Origin of the sequence: Janthinobacterium sp. 67 (assembly GCF_002797895.1) — a bacterium.
In the GTDB taxonomy this organism is placed as follows: Bacteria; Pseudomonadota; Gammaproteobacteria; order Burkholderiales; family Burkholderiaceae_D; genus Janthinobacterium.
This window is the reverse complement of the sequence record NZ_PGES01000001.1, coordinates 5,401,416-5,419,858: the sequence shown is the minus strand read 5'-3', so window position 1 is coordinate 5,419,858 and position 18,443 is coordinate 5,401,416. Positions and strand designations below refer to the sequence as shown.

Annotated in this window: 15 protein-coding genes and 1 pseudogene; 3 read left to right on the top strand and 13 right to left on the bottom strand. The window is 65.0% G+C overall.

The features are described from left to right. Positions 1–15 precede the first annotated feature (15 nt). The 4 genes from CLU90_RS24230 to galT form a co-directional block, all read right to left on the bottom strand. Positions 16–1,755, bottom strand: a complete 1,740-nt coding sequence (locus tag CLU90_RS24230; RefSeq protein WP_198511349.1) for a glycoside hydrolase family 2 protein — start codon at positions 1,753–1,755, stop codon at positions 16–18. 174 nt (positions 1,756–1,929) lie between these two features. Next, on the bottom strand, positions 1,930–2,997 hold the full coding sequence (galK, locus tag CLU90_RS24225; protein ID WP_092716127.1) for a galactokinase: 1,068 nt from the start codon (positions 2,995–2,997) through the stop codon (positions 1,930–1,932). Further along, a complete protein-coding gene (locus CLU90_RS24220) occupies positions 2,994–4,100 on the bottom strand; it encodes a M24 family metallopeptidase (RefSeq protein WP_092716125.1) in 1,107 nt (368 codons plus the stop codon). Before CLU90_RS24220 ends, galK begins: the two co-directional genes overlap by 4 nt. Then, positions 4,097–5,197 carry a galactose-1-phosphate uridylyltransferase gene (gene galT, locus CLU90_RS24215; RefSeq protein ID WP_100429060.1) on the bottom strand — a complete coding sequence of 367 codons (1,101 nt, stop codon included), beginning with the start codon at positions 5,195–5,197 and terminating at the stop codon, positions 4,097–4,099. Before galT ends, CLU90_RS24220 begins: the two co-directional genes overlap by 4 nt. Positions 5,198–5,457: 260 nt before the next feature. Between galT and CLU90_RS24210 the strand changes: the two genes are divergently transcribed. Next, positions 5,458–6,468 carry an LLM class flavin-dependent oxidoreductase gene (locus tag CLU90_RS24210; RefSeq protein WP_092716121.1) on the top strand — a complete coding sequence of 337 codons (1,011 nt, stop codon included), beginning with the start codon at positions 5,458–5,460 and terminating at the stop codon, positions 6,466–6,468. Between the two features lie 254 nt (positions 6,469–6,722). Next, positions 6,723–7,937 carry an MFS transporter gene (locus tag CLU90_RS24205; RefSeq protein ID WP_100429059.1) on the top strand — a complete coding sequence of 405 codons (1,215 nt, stop codon included), beginning with the start codon at positions 6,723–6,725 and terminating at the stop codon, positions 7,935–7,937. Positions 7,938–7,948: 11 nt separating this feature from the next. Here the strand turns inward: CLU90_RS24205 and CLU90_RS24200 are convergent, their stop codons facing one another. Continuing rightward, entirely contained in the window at positions 7,949–8,869 is a 921-nt protein-coding gene (locus CLU90_RS24200) for a LysR substrate-binding domain-containing protein (RefSeq protein ID WP_100429058.1), read from the bottom strand. Between the two features lie 174 nt (positions 8,870–9,043). Here CLU90_RS24200 and CLU90_RS24195 point away from each other — a divergent pair, with 174 nt between their 5' ends. Further along, positions 9,044–10,057, top strand: coding sequence for a zinc-dependent alcohol dehydrogenase family protein (locus tag CLU90_RS24195; RefSeq protein WP_092716114.1), 1,014 nt, complete (start codon positions 9,044–9,046; stop codon positions 10,055–10,057). A gap of 40 nt (positions 10,058–10,097) precedes the next feature. Here the strand turns inward: CLU90_RS24195 and CLU90_RS24190 are convergent, their stop codons facing one another. The 8 genes and pseudogenes from CLU90_RS24190 to CLU90_RS24160 form a co-directional block, all read right to left on the bottom strand. Beyond that, positions 10,098–11,711 carry a M28 family peptidase gene (locus tag CLU90_RS24190; RefSeq protein WP_092716112.1) on the bottom strand — a complete coding sequence of 538 codons (1,614 nt, stop codon included), beginning with the start codon at positions 11,709–11,711 and terminating at the stop codon, positions 10,098–10,100. A 102-nt stretch (positions 11,712–11,813) separates the two neighbouring features. Then, a pseudogene (locus tag CLU90_RS29975) lies at positions 11,814–12,182 on the bottom strand (IS1595 family transposase); the annotation flags it as partial. After that, positions 12,161–12,355 (bottom strand): hypothetical protein, encoded by a 195-nt coding sequence (locus tag CLU90_RS29970; protein WP_232731320.1) that lies wholly within the window; start codon positions 12,353–12,355, stop codon positions 12,161–12,163. The pseudogene CLU90_RS29975 and the gene CLU90_RS29970, both read right to left, overlap by 22 nt. A 134-nt stretch (positions 12,356–12,489) precedes the next feature. After that, complete coding sequence (locus tag CLU90_RS24180) at positions 12,490–13,326, bottom strand: HDOD domain-containing protein (protein WP_092716110.1); 837 nt, start codon at positions 13,324–13,326, stop codon at positions 12,490–12,492. 120 nt (positions 13,327–13,446) lie between these two features. After that, positions 13,447–14,523: a BMP family ABC transporter substrate-binding protein gene (locus CLU90_RS24175; protein ID WP_092716108.1), complete on the bottom strand. Its 1,077-nt coding sequence runs from the start codon at positions 14,521–14,523 to the stop codon at positions 13,447–13,449. Positions 14,524–14,544: 21 nt separating this feature from the next. Further along, the gene (locus CLU90_RS24170; protein ID WP_092716105.1) at positions 14,545–15,474 is read right to left on the bottom strand and encodes an ABC transporter permease; all 930 of its coding nucleotides are present in this window, start codon (positions 15,472–15,474) and stop codon (positions 14,545–14,547) included. Beyond that, on the bottom strand, positions 15,467–16,543 hold the full coding sequence (locus CLU90_RS24165; protein WP_092716103.1) for an ABC transporter permease: 1,077 nt from the start codon (positions 16,541–16,543) through the stop codon (positions 15,467–15,469). The genes CLU90_RS24170 and CLU90_RS24165 overlap by 8 nt, the downstream gene beginning before the upstream one ends. After that, a complete protein-coding gene (locus CLU90_RS24160) occupies positions 16,536–18,050 on the bottom strand; it encodes an ABC transporter ATP-binding protein (protein ID WP_100429057.1) in 1,515 nt (504 codons plus the stop codon). Before CLU90_RS24160 ends, CLU90_RS24165 begins: the two co-directional genes overlap by 8 nt. Positions 18,051–18,443 lie beyond the last annotated feature (393 nt).

Sequence of the window (18,443 nt, the reverse complement as noted above, 5' to 3'; positions counted from 1 at the left end):
GGGTCCGGCTTGCGTTCAATTGAGCCGGATATTGCGGGTGGCCGCGCTGAGCAGCTCCAGCGCGGCCTTCGGCGTTCGGTCCGCCGTCAGCAGGCCATTGGCTTCCTGGAAGGTGTCGGCAAACTGCGTGTAGCAAAAGCCGCTGAACATCTGCGCCGTGTTGACGACGTTCATCAGGCGCCGGTAAATGTCGAGGAAGGCCGCCTCGTTGCCCACGCGCGCATAGCCCCAGGTTTCCGCCGATTCGCCCTGTTCCCTGTCAAAGGCGATGCCGCCGAATTCCGTGAGGACGATGGGCTGGCCCCGGTGCGGAAAGCCGTCGAGCGTGAGGATGCGCCCGCCGGGCCGGCGCTGGTCGAACAGGGTCGTGCGGGCCGAGTCGCTGATCGCGTAGCGCGCCTGCAGCCGCTCCGGATCGCAGTCGTAATCGTGGATGCCGAGGATGTCGGTGGCCGACGCTTCCCAGCCGTCGTTGCCGATCACGGGCCGCGTGGGGTCGAGCGTGCGCGTCAGGTGGTACAGCGCTTCGACGGCGTTGCGGTGGGCCTGGATGGCCGTCAGGTTGGGCACGCCCCACGATTCATTGAACGGCACCCAGACGAGGATGCACGGGTGGCTATAGTCGCGCTCGATCACGTCCGTCCATTCGCGCACCATGCGCGTGATGGCCTTGCTGGAAAAGCGGTAGGTCGATGGCATTTCTTCCCATACCAGCAAGCCCAGGCGGTCGGCCCAGTACAGGTAGCGCGGATCTTCGATCTTCTGGTGCTTGCGCACGCCGTTGAAACCCAGGGCCTTGGCCAGTTCCACGTCGCGCCGCAGGGCGTCGTCGGAAGGCGCCGCCAGCAGGGTGTCGGGCCAGTAACCCTGGTCGAGCACGAGGCGCAGCGGATACGGCCGGCCATTGAGCATGAAGCGGTCGCGGTTGATGGCCACCGAGCGCAGCGCCGTGTACGACTTGACCGTGTCGAGCAGCTCATCGCCATGCCACAAGGTCACTTCGGCATCGAGCAGGATGGGCCTTTCGGGACTCCACAGCAGTTCGTTGCGCGAATCGTCGATGCCGGGGTCGGACAGGGCGATCTTGCGGCTCGCCTCGTTTTCGATCAATTTATACTGGTCGTCGGCCAGCAGGTTGTCGCCATGCCAGATGCGCACGCCCACCGTGAGGTCGTCCTGCAGGTCGCCCATGGCGAACACGTCGCAGCCGATCTCGTAGCCCTCGAACACGGGCGTCCAGCGCAGCTTGCCGATGTAGGTGGACGCCACGCGCTCTATCCACACGCTTTGCCAGATACCCGTGGTGCGCGGATACCAGATGGAATGGGGCAGCAGCTGCCAGTCCTGCTTGCCGCGCGGCTTGGCCAGGTCGTGCGGGTCGTCCTCGACGCGCACCGTCAGCACTTGCGGCCCGTCGGGCAGCAGGGCATGGCTGATGTGGGCGACAAACGGCGTATGTCCGCCCTCGTGGTCGGCCACCACATGACCGTTCAGCCACACCTTCGCATGGTAGTCGACGGCACCGAAATGCAGCAGCACGCAGGGGCCGCCCGGCTGCAGCAGGAACTCGCGCTGGTACCAGCAAACGCGGTGGAAGCCCCGGTCGCCGACGCCGCTGGCCTGCGACTCGGGCGGGAACGGCACGATGATCTCGTGCGTCCAGTCGATGCCGCCATCGGGCAGCCGGTAGCGCCGTTCATTGTCGAAGGTAAAACGCCAGGCGCCGTTCAACGACTGCCAGTTTTCGCGCACCATCTGCGGCCGGGGATACGCAAAGCCGCCCGCTTCAGGCGGGGCGGTTCCGGCCTGGCCGTCCGTATGGGGTGGGGGGAGAGAGTCATTGAGCATGCCAATTGGAGGCATGCGGCACGGGCCAAGTTCCAAAGAAAAAGGCGTGCTTTATCACGCATGAGCAAGATCAAACCATGCTCAATTCAAGGGAACCACCATGCGTGCACTGTGTCCTTCCGTGTTAAAGCGCTGTACCACCGTGCGCCCCGTGCTAGCCGCGCACTGCTTGCGGCACAGGGCCACGCAGGCGCCGCCAAAACCGGCGCCCGTCAGGCGCGCGCCATACACGGCGGACTGCGCCGACAGCAGCGCCACCAAGGTATCGAGCACCGGCAGCGACACTTCGTAGTCGTCGCGCAGGCTGGCGTGCGACAGCGTCATCAACTGGCCGAACAGCACGGGACCATGCTGGCCGCACGCTTGCAGCACGCGCAGGTTTTCGCTGACCACGTGGCGCGCGCGGCGGCGGTACGGCTCGGGCAAGCCTTCCACCACGGACGGTTCGCGCACGTCGCGCAGCGCAGCCACGCCCAGCAGGCGCGCCGCCTGTTCGCATTCGGCGCGCCGCACGTTGTACGCGCTGCCGGCCAGGGTGCGCGGCACGCCGCTGTCGATCACCAGCACCTCGCTGTCGTGCGGCAACGCCAGCAGTTCATGGCGCAGGGTGCGCGCATCGAGCAGCAACATGTGGCGCTCGTCGGCCAGGCTGGACGCCATCTGGTCCATCACGCCGCAATTGACTTGCGCGTAGCGGATTTCCGCCTGCTGCCCCATCAGCGCCAGCGACACGTCGTCAATCTGCAGTCCCAGCAGCTGGCGCAGCGCGCGCAGCATGGCGATCTCGAGCGCCGCGCTGCTCGACAGGCCGGCGCCCGGCGGCACGTCTGAATCAATATGGGCGCGCACGGCCGGCACGGCCACGCCGCGCTCCTCGAGCAGGCGGATGCAGCCTTCCAGGTAGCGGCCGAAACCGGGCGGCGCGGCGCTCTGGCGCTCGAAACGCACGAGTTCGTCAAGGGTCGCCGAATAGAACTGATGGTGACCATCGGCGGCCAGCGCCAGCATCACGCGCGTGCGTTGCGGCGTGGCGCACGGCAGCATGTAGCCATCGTTATAGTCCGTGTGCTCGCCCAGCAGGTTGACCCTGCCGGGCGCAGAGGCCGCCACCACGGGAACGGCGCCGAAATACGCGTCGGGAGTGATCATGGCAACTCCAGGGTCAGCGGACGCAGCCGTCCCTGCACCGTTGCCGCCGGCCAGTCCGGGTCGCAGGTCAGGTTGTGCAGGCGCCCGCCGCTGAGCACGAAAGTGTCTTCCACCATGCTGCCGGGCAAGCTGGGATGGAAGGCCAGGGCCATGCCATCCTTCAGGGCGATTTCCGTGTGCGCGCCGGCCGCCACTTCGGGCGAGCGGTAGCCGGCGATGCCGCCCTGCCGGAATTCCTGCACCGTATCGGGCTGGCCCGCATACGCATAGGCGCTGTCGAGCGCGTGATACACCATGCTCAGCGCATGCCCCACCGCGCAGGCATCGAGCGCCACCGCTTCCAGCGCCAGGATGGCCGCGTCCGCTTCGCCCATGCCGTCGCGCGCGGGGCGGAAGCGGCGCTGGCGGCTCAGGCTGGCGCACAGGCCGAAGCGCTGCGCGCACAGCGCCAGCACGGCCCGCTCGCCCAGCGGCGAGGCGGCCGGCGGCGCGCGCCGGTAGCGCTCGAAGCGTTCGGCGCCCGCCGCCAGCACGTACACGGCGTGCAGGCCGCGCGACCACAGGGCGCGGGCGCAGGCGCCGGCCAGCTCCTGCTCGCTCCAGTCCGGACGCGCGGCGCGCAGCGCTTCGCTGGCGGCCGCGGCGGCCAGGCCTCCCACTTCGCGGTAGCGCGCCTGTTCCGAAGCCAGCAGGGGCAAGCGCTCTTCGCGCAAGGCGGCCGGCAGGCAGCGCTCATGCAGGCCCGGCCGGTCGCTCAGCACGGGCCGCCCGCCTGCCGCATGCTGCACGAAATGCTCGCGCAACTCGGCCAGCCGGGGCTGCATCCACGGCGTCACCTGCCACGTCCAGCCGCCGCGCACCTCTTCGTGGCGCAGCCGCTGCGCCTCGGCCGCATCGGTCAGGATGTAGGCCGCATCGCGCGTGACGAGGACCTCGGCGCAGCCGCACTCGGCCGACTGGCCTGAGCCGCAGGACGCGCCCGCCGTGGCCCAGGCGAACCAGTCCATGCCGCGCAAGCGCAGCGCGCCCGCCCTTTCCTGTTCCAGCCAGCCGCGCATCTGCGCCAGTTTATGGGCAATTTCCAGTTCCACATTCCAATTCATGCGATTTCCTCTGACATTTCCCATGCCACGCGCACTTGCTGCAACTGCCGCGCCGACTCCTCGGGCAAGGCATCCATGGCGTACATGCCGGCGGCCAGCTCCGTGCCGGCCAGGTATTTGAGCCGTTCGCGCGTGCGGTACGGCGGGTAGAACTGCGCGTGCAACTGCGTTTCCGGATGCGCGCGGCCATCGGTCGGCGCCTGGTACCAGGCCATCAGGTAGGGCATTTCGCGCTGCCACAGGCCGTCGTATTTCAGCAGCACGGTTTTCAGGGCGCGCGCCAGGTCCTCGCGCTGCTCCGCCGACAGGGCCGCAAAGCTGTCCGTCTGCCGCCGCGGCATCACCCACGCTTCATACGGATAGCGGGCGCAGGCGGGAACAAAGGCGATGGCTTCCGGTCCCAGGTACAGCAATCGCGTGCCAGCGTCCGCCTCCTGGCGCGCCATGTCCACCAGCAAGGCCTGGCCATGGCCGGCAAAATACGCGCGCTCCTGCTCCAGCATGCGCGCCGGCACGGGCGGAACGAAGGGATAGGCATAGATCTGGCCGTGCGGGTGGTGCAGGGTCACGCCCACTTCCGCGCCACGGTTTTCGAACGGCAGCACGTAGGCGATGCCGGGCCGGCTGGCCAGTTCCTGCGTGCGCGCGGCCCACGCTTGCAGCAGCAGGACGATGTGACTGACGGGCAAGGTGCCCAGCGAGGCGCCGGCATCCTGGGCGAACACCACCACTTCGCAATGGCCGGCGGCCGGCGCTGTGGCCACCGTCAGGTCGGGCGGATCGTGGGCGTCCAGCGCCAGGGTGGGAAAGCGGTTGTCGAAGACGGCGATATCGTAGTCGCCGGCAGGCAGTTCCGTCGGATGGGCAGGGTCGCGCGTGGGCGCCAGCGGGTTGTACTGGGGTGGCGGCAGGAAAGTGCGGCCCTGGCGATAAGCCGCGTACGCGACCCACTCGCCGCGCAAGGGGTGCCAGCGCAAGTGCGGATTGGCTCCCTGCGGCTGGGGGAAAGGACTCGGTGCAAGACCAGCGACGATGGGACGCCGGCTGTAAAGGGTCAGCTGGCGCCCGTCGGGCTTGACGAGTTGCTTGCAGTACATGACGTTTCACAATCTTAAGACACGAGTTCTTAAGACTGGTACTCGCAAGGAAAGTTCCAGAGTTTGCGGCGATTCCGGCAGTTGCGGCAGCACCGATCTCCAATCGGCACGAGTTTTTTACCGATCAGTACGCAAATTCCCGATTCGCATTATCATGTGTCCAGCCGTCTTCCCTGCCGCGTTCAAGGCCGACCCTATTATCGTCAGGGGATAGACAAATCGTCCATTGTGATTTTCCACCACGTCCCGATATCGCTACCATGATTCCATTTTCCATACTCGACCTGGCCCCCATCGCCGAAGGCAGCGACGCCAGCCAGTCGTTCAAGAACACGCTCGACCTGGCGCAGCACGGCGAACGCTGGGGCTACAACCGCTACTGGCTGGCCGAACACCACGGCATGCCCGGCATCGCCAGCGCCGCCACGGCCGTCGTCATCGCCCATGTGGCGGCCGGCACGAACACCATCCGCGTGGGCGCGGGCGGCGTGATGCTGCCGAACCACTCGCCGCTGGTGATCGCGGAACAGTTCGGCACCCTGGAAGCGCTGCATCCGGGTCGCATCGACCTGGGCCTGGGCCGCGCGCCCGGCTCCGACCAGACGACGGCGCGCGCCCTGCGCCGCGACCTGCAGTCCGACGCGGAGCAATTCCCGCAGGACGTGCTGGAATTGATCGACTATATGTCCGACGAGCCGCGCCAGCGCGTGCTGGCCGTGCCCGGCAAGGGCGCGAAAGTGCCCGTGTGGATACTCGGTTCGAGCCTGTTCGGCGCCCAGCTGGCCGCCCACCTGGGCTTGCCGTATGCGTTCGCCTCGCACTTCGCGCCGCAAATGATGATGCAAGCCGTGGCCTATTACCGCGAACATTTCAAGCCGTCAAAACAATTGGCGAAACCGTACGTGATGCTGGGCTTTAACGTGTTTGCCGCCGATACGGATGCCGAGGCGCACCTGCGCGCCACGTCGATGCAGCAGGCGTTCGTCAATTTGCGCACGGGACGCCCGTCGCGCTTGCAGCCGCCCGTGCCCGGCTACCTCGAGCAATTGGGTCCGCAGGAACGCGCCATGCTCGATTCCGTGCTGTCGTGCACGGCCATCGGCGCACCGGACACGGTCAAGGCGAAGATGGCCGCCTTCATCGCCGAAACAGGCGCCGACGAACTGATGATCACTTCGCAGATCTTCGAGCACCAGCACCGCTTGCGCTCGTATGAAATCACGGCGCAGGTGCATGCGGAGCTGGCAAGCGGTCATAAAAACGTTTTCTAAACTGTCGCGAGCGGAAGTGAGTTGTGGACGAGACGCGGAACTGTGCGGATGCACAGTGAGCATCGCAGGCCGCGACTAACGACGCGCAGTAAGTTTAGAACACGTTTTAACTTTCCTCCCTCGGTATATCCCCCTATACCCTTTTCCCGGCCGTCGGCAACGATCGCCGGGATTTTTTTGCCTGCCCGGCAAGAAATGCGCAGCCCCGCTATCATGCTCATCCAAAAGCATCACTCGAAGAAAGTTGTCAGCGCATGAAATCCGCACCGTCCTCCGTCGACGCCAGTACCCTGCTGACGTCCACCCGCATCCTGTTGTTCGCCCTGTCCGCCGGCGTGCTCGTCGCCAGCCTCTACTATGTGCAGCCGCTCACCTCCATGCTGGCCGCCTCGTTTGGCGTCAGCGTGCCGCAGGCCGGCTACCTGGTCACGGCCACGCAGATCGGCTATGTGCTGGGCATCGTGTTCCTGGTCCCGCTCAGCGACGTGCTGAACCGCCGCCAGTTGCTGACGTGGATGCTGATCGCCAAGATAGCCGCGCTGCTGCTGGCCGCCACCAGCCAGAACATCATCGTCTTCGCCATCGCCAGCGTGCTGATGGGCATCACGTCCAGCGCCCTGATGGTAGTGACGGCCATGGTGGCCTCGTATGCGCCCGATCACAGCCGGGGCCGTATGGTGGGCACCGTCATGACGGGCTTGTTGCTGGGCATCTTGCTGGCGCGCACAGTCTCCGGCACCGTGTCGCAGATCAGCGGCGGCTGGCGCACCGTCTACGTGCTGGCCGCCATCGTCGTGGCCGCCCTGCTCCTCATGCTGCGCCGCATCCTGCCGAACGAGGCGCCGCGTGGCAAGCTGCAATACGGAAAATTGCTGGCCTCCTTGGCCGACATCATCCGCCAGGAACCGTTGCTGCGCCAGCGCGCCCTGTTCTCGGGCCTGGGCCTGGGTACTTTCAGCGTGTTCTGGACGGGCCTGACTTTCCTGCTCAGCGGCGCGCCATATCACTACTCGGAAATGCAGATCGGCCTGTTCGGCCTGGCGGGCGCGACGGGCGCCTTTGCCGCCAACACGGCGGGCCGCATGGCCGACCGCGGCTACGCGCGCCAGGCCATGTGGCTGCTGGCCGTGGCCTCGATCGCAGGCTGGGCCCTGATCGGCTTTGGCGCCAATTCGCTGGTGCTGCTGCTGATCGGCATCGTCCTGCTGGACATGGGCGTGATGGGCTTGCAAGTGACGCACCAGTCCATCATCTATAAATTGGCGCCACATGCGCGCGCAAGGGTGACCACCGTGTTCATCGCGGGCGGCTTCATCGGCGCGTCGGCAGGCTCGGCCCTGGCCAGCGCCAGCTTTGCCGCCGGCGGCTGGCCCGCCCTGTGCATGGTGGGCGGCGCCATGCCGCTGCTGATGCTGATTGTGTGGAGCAAGTACCGGCACACGCAGCGGCGCCTGGAGCGGCTAGCCTGACCGGGCGTGAACTAAGCAGCGGCCGCGAAGACGGCGCTGTCGGCCGCGGCCAGGCGCAGCAGTTCATCGACCGTGACCCTGACCTTGGGTGGCATATGCCAGGTTTTCTGCCACAGCACGTGGATGGGCATGGCGGCGCCGGCAATGTCGGGCAAGACGGGCAGCAAGGCGCCGCTACGCAAGGCCTCGCCTGCCAGCCAGGTCGGCAGCTGCGCCAGGCCGCTGCCGCTCACGCAAGCCTGCAGCAAGGCATCGCCATCGGCCAGTTCATGCCGGGCATGGATTTCCTGCAGCGCGGTTTCTCCCAATTCATTTCTTAACAGCCATGCCGGCCGGTTGCCACGGCGCCAGCCGGCCAGGCAAGCGTGACTGGCCAGGTCCGCGCGCGTCAAGGGCGTGCCGCGCCGCTGCAAATACGCGGGCGAAGCGCAGATCACCAGATGCTGCTCGCCCAAGTGGCGGGCCACCAGGTCCGCATGGTTGCCCAGCTTACCGATGCGCACGGCGATATCGATGCCTTCGCCCACCATGTCCACCGCCCTGTCGCGCAGGGAAATGGACAGGTCCAGCCGGGGATGGCGCTCGCCCAGCGCCAGCAGGGCTGGCAGGATATGGCGCCGGCCAAAGGTGGTCGGCAAGTCGATGCGCAGGCGTCCGACGGGCTGCTGGTGGCCGGTGGCCAGGCAGGCTTCGGACTGTTCCAGCTCTTCCAGCACGCGCCGGCAACTGCCCAGGTATGCTTCCCCCTCCGTCGTCAGGTCGATGCGGCGCGTCGTGCGGTGCAGCAGCTGCACGCCCAGGCGCGCTTCCAGCCGCGAAATGCTCTTGCCGACCGCCGAGCCGGTCACGCCCAGCACCTGCGCCGCCGCCGTAAAACTGCCGCCGTCGACGGCCGCGACAAACTCGCGTATGCCTGCAAAACGATCTTCCATGTCACCGCCATTTCAAAAGTGTTCAATGCAATCGTGCCCAGTATAAGCAATTCTGGAATGACAGGATGCAGTGCCCGTCTTTTTACCCCCTAACTCTCGCCAGAGGATGTAATTACACTGTCTTCATCGTTGCACGGCCTGGCACTTGCCCGGCATGGCTCACTGGAGAAGAACATGAAAGCATGGCTGTTACAGGATTTCGGCTTGAACAATTTGCAGATGGCAGAGGTGCCGACGCCCGTGCCGCAGGCGGGCGAGCTGCTGGTAAAAGTGGGCGCCGTCTCGCTCAACTTCCGCGACAAGGCGATTGTCGATGGCATCTACGAGCCGCACATGGTGCCCAAGCCCCTGATTCCCGTGTCCGACGCCGCCGGCGTGGTGGTGGCCGTGGGCGCAGGCGTGAGCCGTTTCAAGGTGGGCGAGCGCGTCAATTCGCACCTGTATTCACGCTGGATCGACGGCCCGCCAGGCCCCAACGAGCCCGACTATTGCTTCGGTTCGCCCTTGCCAGGCGGTCTGGCCGAATTCATGATCATCCATGAAGACAGCGCCGTCAGGGCACCGGACATGATGAGCGACGCCGAGGCCGCCACCCTGCCCATCGCCGCCCTCACGGCCTGGTATGCGCTGATGGATGTGGGCAACTTGCAGCCGGGACAGACGGTGCTGGTGCAAGGCACGGGCGGCGTATCGATCTTTGCCGCGCAGATCGCCCTGGCGCATGGCGCGCACGTGATCGCCACGTCCAGCAGCGATGCCAACCTGGCCAGGATCAAGGCGCTGGGCGTGACAGACGGCATCAACTACCGGACGTATCCGCAGTGGGAACAGAAGGTGCTGGAGTTGACGGATGGCAAAGGCGTCGACATCACCATCGACGTGGCCGGCGGCGATGGCCTGAACCAGTCCGTTGCCGCCACCAAGGCGGCCGGCGTGATCGCACAGGTGGGTTTCCTGACGGGACAGACCACGGCATTGAAACTGATGCCGCTGATCTTCCGCCAGACGACGATACGCGGCATCGCCGTGGCACCGCGCACCTCGTTCGACCGCATGAACCCGTTCCTGGACAAGCACAATATCAAACCCGTGATCGAGCATATGTATGCGTTCGAGGAAGCCGTGCAAGCCTATGAGCACCTGTCGCGCGGCGCCTTCGGCAAGGTCGTCATCCAGGTCGCCGGCTAAGCGACCTGGCGACGACCTGGCCGTGCTTGGTTTACGTGGCTTACTTTGCAGCCTGCTCGCGCGCCTTGCCAAACGCATCGCCCGCCTTCCAGGCCGGCATTTTGGCTGCGTTGGCCACGGCCAGGCCCAAGTTCAAGGTGAACTGGGCCTGCTGCGTCATGCCGGACAGATCCCAGCTGGCATCGTACTCGTCGGTGACTTGATGGTAGCGGGGGCCATAGGCGGCCGCCTTGGCTTTCGACGCTGCCACGTCCTTGATGTACTCGCGTCCGCCATTGATGGAAAACGCGGGCACGCCCGCCTTGGCAAAGCTGAAATGGTCGCTGCGGAAATAGCCGCCCGCCAGGTCGGGACGCGCTTGCGCGATATGCATGCCCATGGCTTTGGCGGTTGCCGCCGCCATGGCGCCCAGCTCCGTGCGCTCGCTGCCTTGCGCGCCGATGTCGTGCGTGGCGCCAACAAAGTTCAAGCTATCGAGGTTCAGCGCGGCCGCCGTCTTGTTCAAGGGCCACAGCGGATCGGCCGCATACGCGGCGCTGCCCAGCAAGCCCTGTTCCTCGGCCGCCACCCACAGGAAGATCTGCGTGCGCTTCGCAGGTTGCTTGACGGCTTCCTGCGCCATGGCCAGCAAGCCTGCCGTGCCCGAGGCATTGTCGACGGCGCCGTTGTAGATCGTATCTCCGGTATCTCCTTGCTTGCCCAGGTGGTCCCAGTGGCCGCTGTAGATGACGGCTTCCTCTTTCAATGCCGGATCCGTACCCGGCACCATGCCAGCGATATTGAATTGTTCCACCTTGCGCACGGCGGACTTCATCTCGCCCGACAACCTGGCATTCAATGCGACGGCCTTGAAGTCCTTGCTTTCCGCCTGGGCGCGCAAGGCGTCCAGGTCCTGGCCGCCGGCCGCGAACAGGCGGCGCGCCGCGTCTTCCGCGATCCAGCCCTGCAGCGGCGTACCGGCCGTGCGCTCGGCCAACTGGAAGCGCTCGCTGCCGCTCCAGCTGTTCTGCACCACGCTCCAGTCGTACGAGGCCGACGGCTTCGTGTGGATCAGCAATACGCCAGCGGCACCCTGGCGCCTGGCTTCCTCGAATTTGTAGGTCCAGCGGCCGTAATAGGTCAGCGCCTTGCCGGCAAAGCGGTTCGGATCAAGAGCAGTCGGCTGCGGGTCGTTGACCATCATGACAACGATCTTGTTTTTGACATCGACACCCTTGAAATCGTTCCAGCCCTCTTCCGGCGCCGTGATGCCGTAGCCGACGAAGACCAGCGGCGCATCGAACGTATGCGCGGCAACGGAGTCGCCCGTGGCCCAGACCCAGTCCGGACCGAACGCCAGCGGCACCGCCTTGCCCCCCGCCACCGCCTGCAGGCTGCTATCTTGCGGCAAGGATTTCACGCCGGCGATCTGCACGCTCTGGCGGTAGCTGTTGCCGCGCACGGGTTTCAAGCCGGCCATCTGCGCCTGGGTTTCCAGGTAGGCAACCGTCAGGTCGGCACCGCGTTGGCCCGTGCCGCGGCCTTCCAGCAAATCGTTGGACAGGAAGGCCAGGTGGGCGCGCAAGGGCGCTTCCTGCACCACGGGCAAACCGGTCGCGGCCTGGGCGGAAAACGCCAGCGCAGTCAAGGCAAGGGAAGAAAACAGCTTCTGCATAAGATCCTTTGGGTAAGAGGAGGAAAGCGATCCGGCGGATAGCCGGGCCGGCGATTGTATGCCATGGTGAAAGAGGGATCAAAATGCGGACGAAAAAAATGGCTATGTCACCGTCAGATGTGGGAATGCGCCCAGTGTTGCTTTCAACAGCGTTTCCGGCGAACGGATGCGCCTGGCGTCGAGTATCCAGCGCCATCCCAGGTAGTTCGGCAGGTAGCGCGTCGCCACGCCGTGAAACGGCCCCAGCCATTGTCGCAAACGGCTGTGATAGGCATTGACGTTCTGTACGTGGGCGGCGCCCTGCACGCGGATGCCGGCGCGCAAGTTGACGGCCTGGTGGCTGATACGAGCCTCCTTCGCAAAAGCCCGGTAGGCGGCATGGCCGTCGGTGACCAACAAGACATCCTTGTCGATCATGGGCAACAAACAGTGGTGCAACTGCGCCTGCGTCAGCGCCCCTTTGCCCGCAAGTGGTCTGAATGGCAGGTGGGACAGGCCAATCGCGGCTGGGCCACGCTTTCCAGCAGCGCGATGGTCGCGTCGTGTGGCGAGTTGCCATGCAGCAGGGCAATGCCTGCTTGCCGCTGACGTCGACTCAACCGGACAAACTGCGCAATCAAGGTGATCCATTCGGCTGGCCGCATGATTGGCTCCCGCAGAGTGAGTATGCAGAGTCAGACAGCACGGCCACAGGAAGATTCCGGCATTTCCCCTACTTACCGATGACAGAGCCAAAAAAATCCCCGCGGCAAGGGCGGGGATGTTTCAGGAAGAACGTTCAGACCAGCAAGGCGGCCGCCAGAGATTCGATCTCTTCCGCCGATTCCTCGAGGATGGTGTGCAAGGTGCTGCCACCGATGCCGAAATCGATCTTCGCCGCCGCCTGGCGCCGCGCGGCGCTTTCCGGCGGGTGCAAAGGCGAGCCGACGGGCGACAGGTCGTTGGCCAGCACCAGGGTCGCGCCCAGGGTGCGGGGCGGGAACGTGCTGCCGCCGTGCCACATGCCTTCCACGGCTTGCAAGACCAGGTCCGGCACTTGCAGCTGGCGCAGCACGCCACGGCCGATCAGCTTTTCGCCATATTCGATCCAGTCTTCGGTATTGTCGTCCAGCAAACCCGGATATTCCTCGGCGCGCGACAGCAGATAAAAGCCGCCCACTTCGTGCACGATGGCGGCGAACATGGCCGTTTCCACGTCCACATGCGTGACTTTCCGCGCGATCACCTGGCTCAGCGCGGCCACGTGGGCCGTGTGTTCCCACAGCTTGGCCGCCTTGGCGCGCAATTGCGGGTCCGTGATCTGGCTGCCCAGCTGGCGCACGATGACGGACGCCACCATCGACTTTAATGTAGCAAAGCCCAGGCGCGAGACGGCCGCGCGCACGTTGGCGATTTCATTGCCGGAACGGTTGTAGGCGGCCGAGTTGGCCAATGCCACGACCCGCGCCGACAGCAGCGGCTCGGCCATGACCATGCGGGCGGCCGCTTCGATATGGCAATCAGGGTCGTCCAGCGCTTCCTGCAGCTTCAAGGTGGCCTTGACGTTGGCGGGGAAGGTCAGTTCGCCCTTGCTCGCTTGCAGCGCGATAATCTTGAATACTTCCAGTCTATCCATGGCTCGATCTCCGGTACGGGCCTGTTCAGGCTCTGCTGTGTGGAGGGGCCGGGAAGGCGCATTGCGTCCCGGCCTGCTCCCGTTTCCGGCAATATTACAGCAAGTTTATACTCAAACCTATTACTTTCCGGAAACTTTCCCGGCCACGCCTTCGACAAAATAATCCATCTTCGTCAGCGCCGCATCGTCCAGCACGCCTTTGTCCAGGCGTACCTTGCCATCGTTGTCCTTGATCGGCGCGCTGAATGGATTGAGCTTGCCAGTTACCAAGTCTTTCTCGCGCGCCAATACAAACTGTTTCACGTCGGCGGGCACGGCGGCGTTGATGCCTTCGAGCTTGACCATGCCATCCTTGATGCCGCCCCAGGTGCTGCTGGTTTTCCACGTACCGTCGAGCACAGCTTGGGCCTGCTTCGTATAGTAGTCGCCCCAATGGTGGGTGACGGCGGCCAGCTGCGCCTTCGGCCCATATTTTTTCATGTCCGAATGATAGGCGATCGCATACTTGCCCTTCTCTTCGGCCGCCTGCACCACGGCGGTCGAGTCCGTGTGATGGGTGACCACGTCGGCTCCCTGGCCGATCAGGGTGATGGCCGCGTCGCGCTCCTTGCCCGGGTCGAACCAGCTATTGACCCACACCACTTTCACTTCCGCCTTGGGGTCGACGCTGCGCATGCCGCGCGTGAAAGCGTTAACTCCCTGCAACACTTCCGGGATGGGGAATGCCGCCACATAACCGGCCACGTGGGTCTTGCTCATCTTGCCCGCCAACACGCCGGCCAGGTAGCGGCCTTCGTAGAAACGGGCGTTCGTGTTGGCTACGTTGGGCGCCGTTTTATAGCCCGTCAAATGAATAAACTTCACATTAGGAAATTGTTTCGCCACTTTCAAGGTGGGATTCATGTAGCCGAACGAGGTCGTGATGACCAGCTTGCTGCCCGTTTGCGCCAGGTCGCGGATCACGCGCTCGGCATCGGCGCTCTCCGGCACGTTTTCCACAAAGCGGGTGCTGATCTTGCCGCCCAGCGCCTTTTCCATTTCCTTGCGCGCCTGATCGTGCTGGGTGGTCCAGCCCGCGTCGCCGATGGGGCTGATATACACGAAGCCGACATTCAGCGGCGCAGTCGCGGGCGCGGCGGCCATGGCGGGCATCAGAATGACACTGCAAACGGCGGCGCACAACAGTTTCTTGGACATGGTTTTCCTTGTGGTCAGTGATTAATTTCCGGGATTGAAATTTTTCCCCAGCGAAGCGGGCATGTTGAGCTTGATGTAATTGGCATTGCTGGAGATCAAAACCAGCACGACGATGGCCGCCAGATACGGCAACATCGACAGCAGTTGCGACGCGATGGGCACGCCCAGCGCCTGCGCGTGGAACGTCAATATCGTGATGCCGCCAAACAGGTAGGCGCCGCCCACCACGCGCGCCGGGCGCCAGGTGGCAAACGTGGTCAGCGCCAGCGCGATCCAGCCCCGTCCCGCCACCATGCCCTCGACCCACAGCGGTGTGTAGACGAGCGACAGGAAGGCGCCGGCCAGACCGCAGCAGGCGCCGCCGAACAGCACGGCCGCCAGACGGATGCGGCGCACGGGGTAGCCGAGCGCATGCGCGGACGCGGGCGACTCGCCCACGGCGCGCAGCACGAGTCCCGCCCGCGTGCGGTACAGGAACCAGGCGATGGCCAGGCACAGCAGCAGCGACAGATACACCATCGGATGCTGGCGGAACAGGGCCGGCCCCAGCACGGGAATATCTTCCAATACAGGGATGCCGAAGCGGCCATTCTGCAAGCTGTTGCCCACGTACTTCAAGCCGATATACGTGGATGCGCCCGCGCCGAACAGCGACAAGGCCAGCCCCGTCGCATACTGGTTCGTGCCCAGCCACACGGTCAGCCAGGCAAAGAAGCCGGACAGCACCATGCTGGCGCCCGCCCCCGCCAGGAAGCCCAGGGTCGGGCTGCCCGTGTTGACGGCAACGGCAAAGCCCGTGATGGCGGACACCAGCATCATGCCTTCCGCGCCCAGGTTCACCACGCCCGCCTTTTCATTGACGAGCAAGCCGAGCGCGGCCAGCATCAGCGGCGTGCCCGCATTGATGCTGGCGGCAATCAATGGCGCGATGGTGAGGGCCAGGTTATCCATGTTTTCTCCAGCGCAATTTGTATTGGATCAGCACGTCGCAGGCGAGCAGGGCGAACAGCAAGATGCCCTGGAACACGCCCGTAATCGCGCTGGGCAAGCCGAGGCGCGATTGCGCCAGTTCGCCGCCGATATAAAACAGGGCCATGACGAAGCTGGAAAAAATCACGCCCACGGGATGCAAGCGCCCGACAAAGGCGACGATGATGGCGGCAAAGCCGTAGCCGGGCGAGACCGTGGGCGTCAACTGCCCCATCGGCCCCAGCACTTCGCAGGCGCCCGCCAGGCCCGACAGGGCGCCGCAGATCAGCAAGGATGACCACAAGGTCTTGCGCGAGGAAAAGCCCGCATAGCGCGCGGCGGCGGGTGCCATGCCGCCCACGCGCAAGCGGAAGCCGGCGATGCTTCTGGATAAATACAGCCAGCCGCCCAGCGAGGCCAGCAAGGCGAACACGATGCCCACGTGCAAGCGCGTATCGCTGATCACCATCGGCAGCAGCAAGCCGTCGGACAGCAGTTTCGACTGGGGAAAATTAAACCCTTCCGGGTCGCGCAACACGCCATACACGAGATAGCTGAGCAGCAATTGCGCGATGTAGACGAGCATCAGCGAGACAAGGATTTCGCTGGCGTTGTAGCGGTCGCGCAGCCACGCCACCAATCCCGCCCACGCCATGCCGCCCGCCATGCCGGCCACCAGAGACACGCCGATGAGGGCCGCACCGCCGATGCCGTCGTCGAGGTACAGCGCGGCCGCGCCGCCGCAGATGGCACCCAGGGTCAGCTGCCCTTCCGCGCCGATGTTGTAGATGTTGGCGCGAAAGCAGATGGCCAGGCCGACGGCGATCAAGAGCAAAGGCGCCACCTTGAGACCCAGCTCGGACCAGCCGTGCGCATCGCGCAAGGGTTCGACAAAGAAGACGGCAAGTCCCGCCAGCGGATCGTGGCCCAGCGCAATAAACAGCAGCGCACCGCACAGCACGGTGAGCAGCACGGCCAGCACGGGCGACAGCCACGACATCAGCCGCGATGGCGCGGGACGGGCTTCCAGGCGCAAGGCAAACTTAGCCATGGACTGCCTCCTGCGGCCACAGCCCGCTCATCCATTGACCCACGAGGGCCACGCTCGCGTCGGCCACGTCGAGCGATGGTGACATTTTTCCCTTCGCCATCACCAGCAGGCGGTCGCTGATGTCGAACAATTCATCAAGTTCCTCCGAAACGACCAGCAGCGCGCAACCAGCGTCGCGCAGCGCCAGCAATTCGGCGCGGATTTGCGCGGCCGCACCCACGTCCACGCCCCAGGTCGGCTGCGCCACCACCAGCACCGTGGGTCCGCGCATGACTTCGCGTCCGACTATGTATTTCTGCAAGTTGCCGCCCGACAGGCTGCGCGCCAGCGCCTGCGGCCCGCCCGCCTTCACCTGGAAGCGGGCGATGATGGCGGCCGCCCGCTGCGCGATCACCTTGTGGCGCACGAAGCCGTGGCGGATGGTGGCCGGTGTCTGCAAGCTCAATAAAACGTTGTCGGCCAGCCCCATGTCGGGCACGGCGCCCCGGCCCAGCCTTTCCTCCGGCACGAAGCCGAAGCCCAGGGCGCGCCGGCGACCCGGCGGCAAGCGTCCCGCCGGCGTACCGTTCAGCACGATGCTGGCGGCAGCCGCGCGCATGTCCTCGCCCGACAGGGCGGCCAGCAATTCCTGCTGGCCATTGCCGGACACGCCCGCGATGCCGACGATCTCGCCCGCGCGCACGTCAAAATGGATATCGATCAATTGCGTGGCGAAGGGGTGGCTCTTCGGCAAGTTCAAGCCCTTGACGCTCAGCATGGCCGCGCCGGGCGGGCGCGCCACGCGCGTGACGGCGGGCGGCTCGGCGCCTATCATCATGCGCGACAGGCTGGCCGCCGACTCTTGCGACGGGTCGCACACGCCCGCGTTCTTGCCGGCGCGCACCACCGTGCACGTATGGCACAGGGCGCGGATTTCGTCGAGCTTGTGGCTGATGTAGAGGATGCTGCAGCCTTCGGCCGCCAGCTGGCGTAAAGTGCCAAACAGTTTTTCCACGGCGCCCGGCGTCAGCACGGACGTCGGTTCATCGAGGATCAGCAGTTGCGGCTTGGCCAGCAAGGCGCGCACGATTTCCACGCGCTGGCATTCGCCGACGGACAAGGTGTGCACGTGGCGCTGCGGTTCCAGGTCCAGGCCGTACTGGCGCGCCGTGTCTTCGATGCGCTGGGCCAACTCCGACATGTTGGTACCGGCGGGCAAACCGAGGGCGATGTTTTCCGTCACGGTCAAGGTGTCAAACAGGGAAAAGTGCTGGAACACCATGGCGATGCCCAGCGCTCGCGCGGCCGACGGGTTGGCAATGTCCACTTCGTGGCCATTCCACAGGATGCGGCCGCCATCGGGTTGCACGGCACCGTAGATGATTTTCATCAAGGTCGATTTGCCGGCGCCGTTTTCGCCGAGCACGGCGTGGATCTGCCCGGGCGCGACGGTCAAACGGATGCCGTCGTTGGCCACCACGGCCGGATAGCGCTTGCTGATATCGAGGAGTTCCAGGCGTGCCGTCATTGTTTTTTTCGTGCCTCGCTGCGTGGTATGCGGGATGTCGATCGGTGAAAAAAATCAACACTCTGTCTCTATCGTATCGGCATCCGCGACGCTTGGGGGGCGGGCGCGGCGGCGCGCATTTCTATTTCCGCAAAAAAACAACACCTGTATACAATTTTGAAAAAAATTATCAGCTTTGCAGCGGCCGCCTTGCCCCTCAAGGGCGGGAAGGTGCGATGATTATATGCAGGAACTGATAGTAAGTATGCAGACAAGACATATCGCCCAACGCGGCGCTTCTCGCATCATGGATTGAACGGCGCGCAACTTGCCCCATCGCAGCGCTTCGTGCGTGCCCTGCCATCCCAGTTCCCGTTTTCTCACACCATCAGGAGCCGAAAGTGCCAAAAACCC

Coding starts and splice junctions, on each gene's coding strand:
- CLU90_RS24230 (WP_198511349.1), bottom strand. CDS start 1,755: ATGGTGCGCGAAAACTGGCAGTCGTTGAACGGCGCCTGGCGTTTTACC.
- galK (WP_092716127.1), bottom strand. CDS start 2,997: ATGATCACTCCCGACGCGTATTTCGGCGCCGTTCCCGTGGTGGCGGCC.
- CLU90_RS24220 (WP_092716125.1), bottom strand. CDS start 4,100: ATGAATTGGAATGTGGAACTGGAAATTGCCCATAAACTGGCGCAGATG.
- galT (WP_100429060.1), bottom strand. CDS start 5,197: ATGTACTGCAAGCAACTCGTCAAGCCCGACGGGCGCCAGCTGACCCTT.
- CLU90_RS24210 (WP_092716121.1), top strand. CDS start 5,458: ATGATTCCATTTTCCATACTCGACCTGGCCCCCATCGCCGAAGGCAGC.
- CLU90_RS24205 (WP_100429059.1), top strand. CDS start 6,723: ATGAAATCCGCACCGTCCTCCGTCGACGCCAGTACCCTGCTGACGTCC.
- CLU90_RS24200 (WP_100429058.1), bottom strand. CDS start 8,869: ATGGAAGATCGTTTTGCAGGCATACGCGAGTTTGTCGCGGCCGTCGAC.
- CLU90_RS24195 (WP_092716114.1), top strand. CDS start 9,044: ATGAAAGCATGGCTGTTACAGGATTTCGGCTTGAACAATTTGCAGATG.
- CLU90_RS24190 (WP_092716112.1), bottom strand. CDS start 11,711: ATGCAGAAGCTGTTTTCTTCCCTTGCCTTGACTGCGCTGGCGTTTTCC.
- CLU90_RS29970 (WP_232731320.1), bottom strand. CDS start 12,355: ATGCGGCCAGCCGAATGGATCACCTTGATTGCGCAGTTTGTCCGGTTG.
- CLU90_RS24180 (WP_092716110.1), bottom strand. CDS start 13,326: ATGGATAGACTGGAAGTATTCAAGATTATCGCGCTGCAAGCGAGCAAG.
- CLU90_RS24175 (WP_092716108.1), bottom strand. CDS start 14,523: ATGTCCAAGAAACTGTTGTGCGCCGCCGTTTGCAGTGTCATTCTGATG.
- CLU90_RS24170 (WP_092716105.1), bottom strand. CDS start 15,474: ATGGATAACCTGGCCCTCACCATCGCGCCATTGATTGCCGCCAGCATC.
- CLU90_RS24165 (WP_092716103.1), bottom strand. CDS start 16,543: ATGGCTAAGTTTGCCTTGCGCCTGGAAGCCCGTCCCGCGCCATCGCGG.
- CLU90_RS24160 (WP_100429057.1), bottom strand. CDS start 18,050: ATGACGGCACGCCTGGAACTCCTCGATATCAGCAAGCGCTATCCGGCC.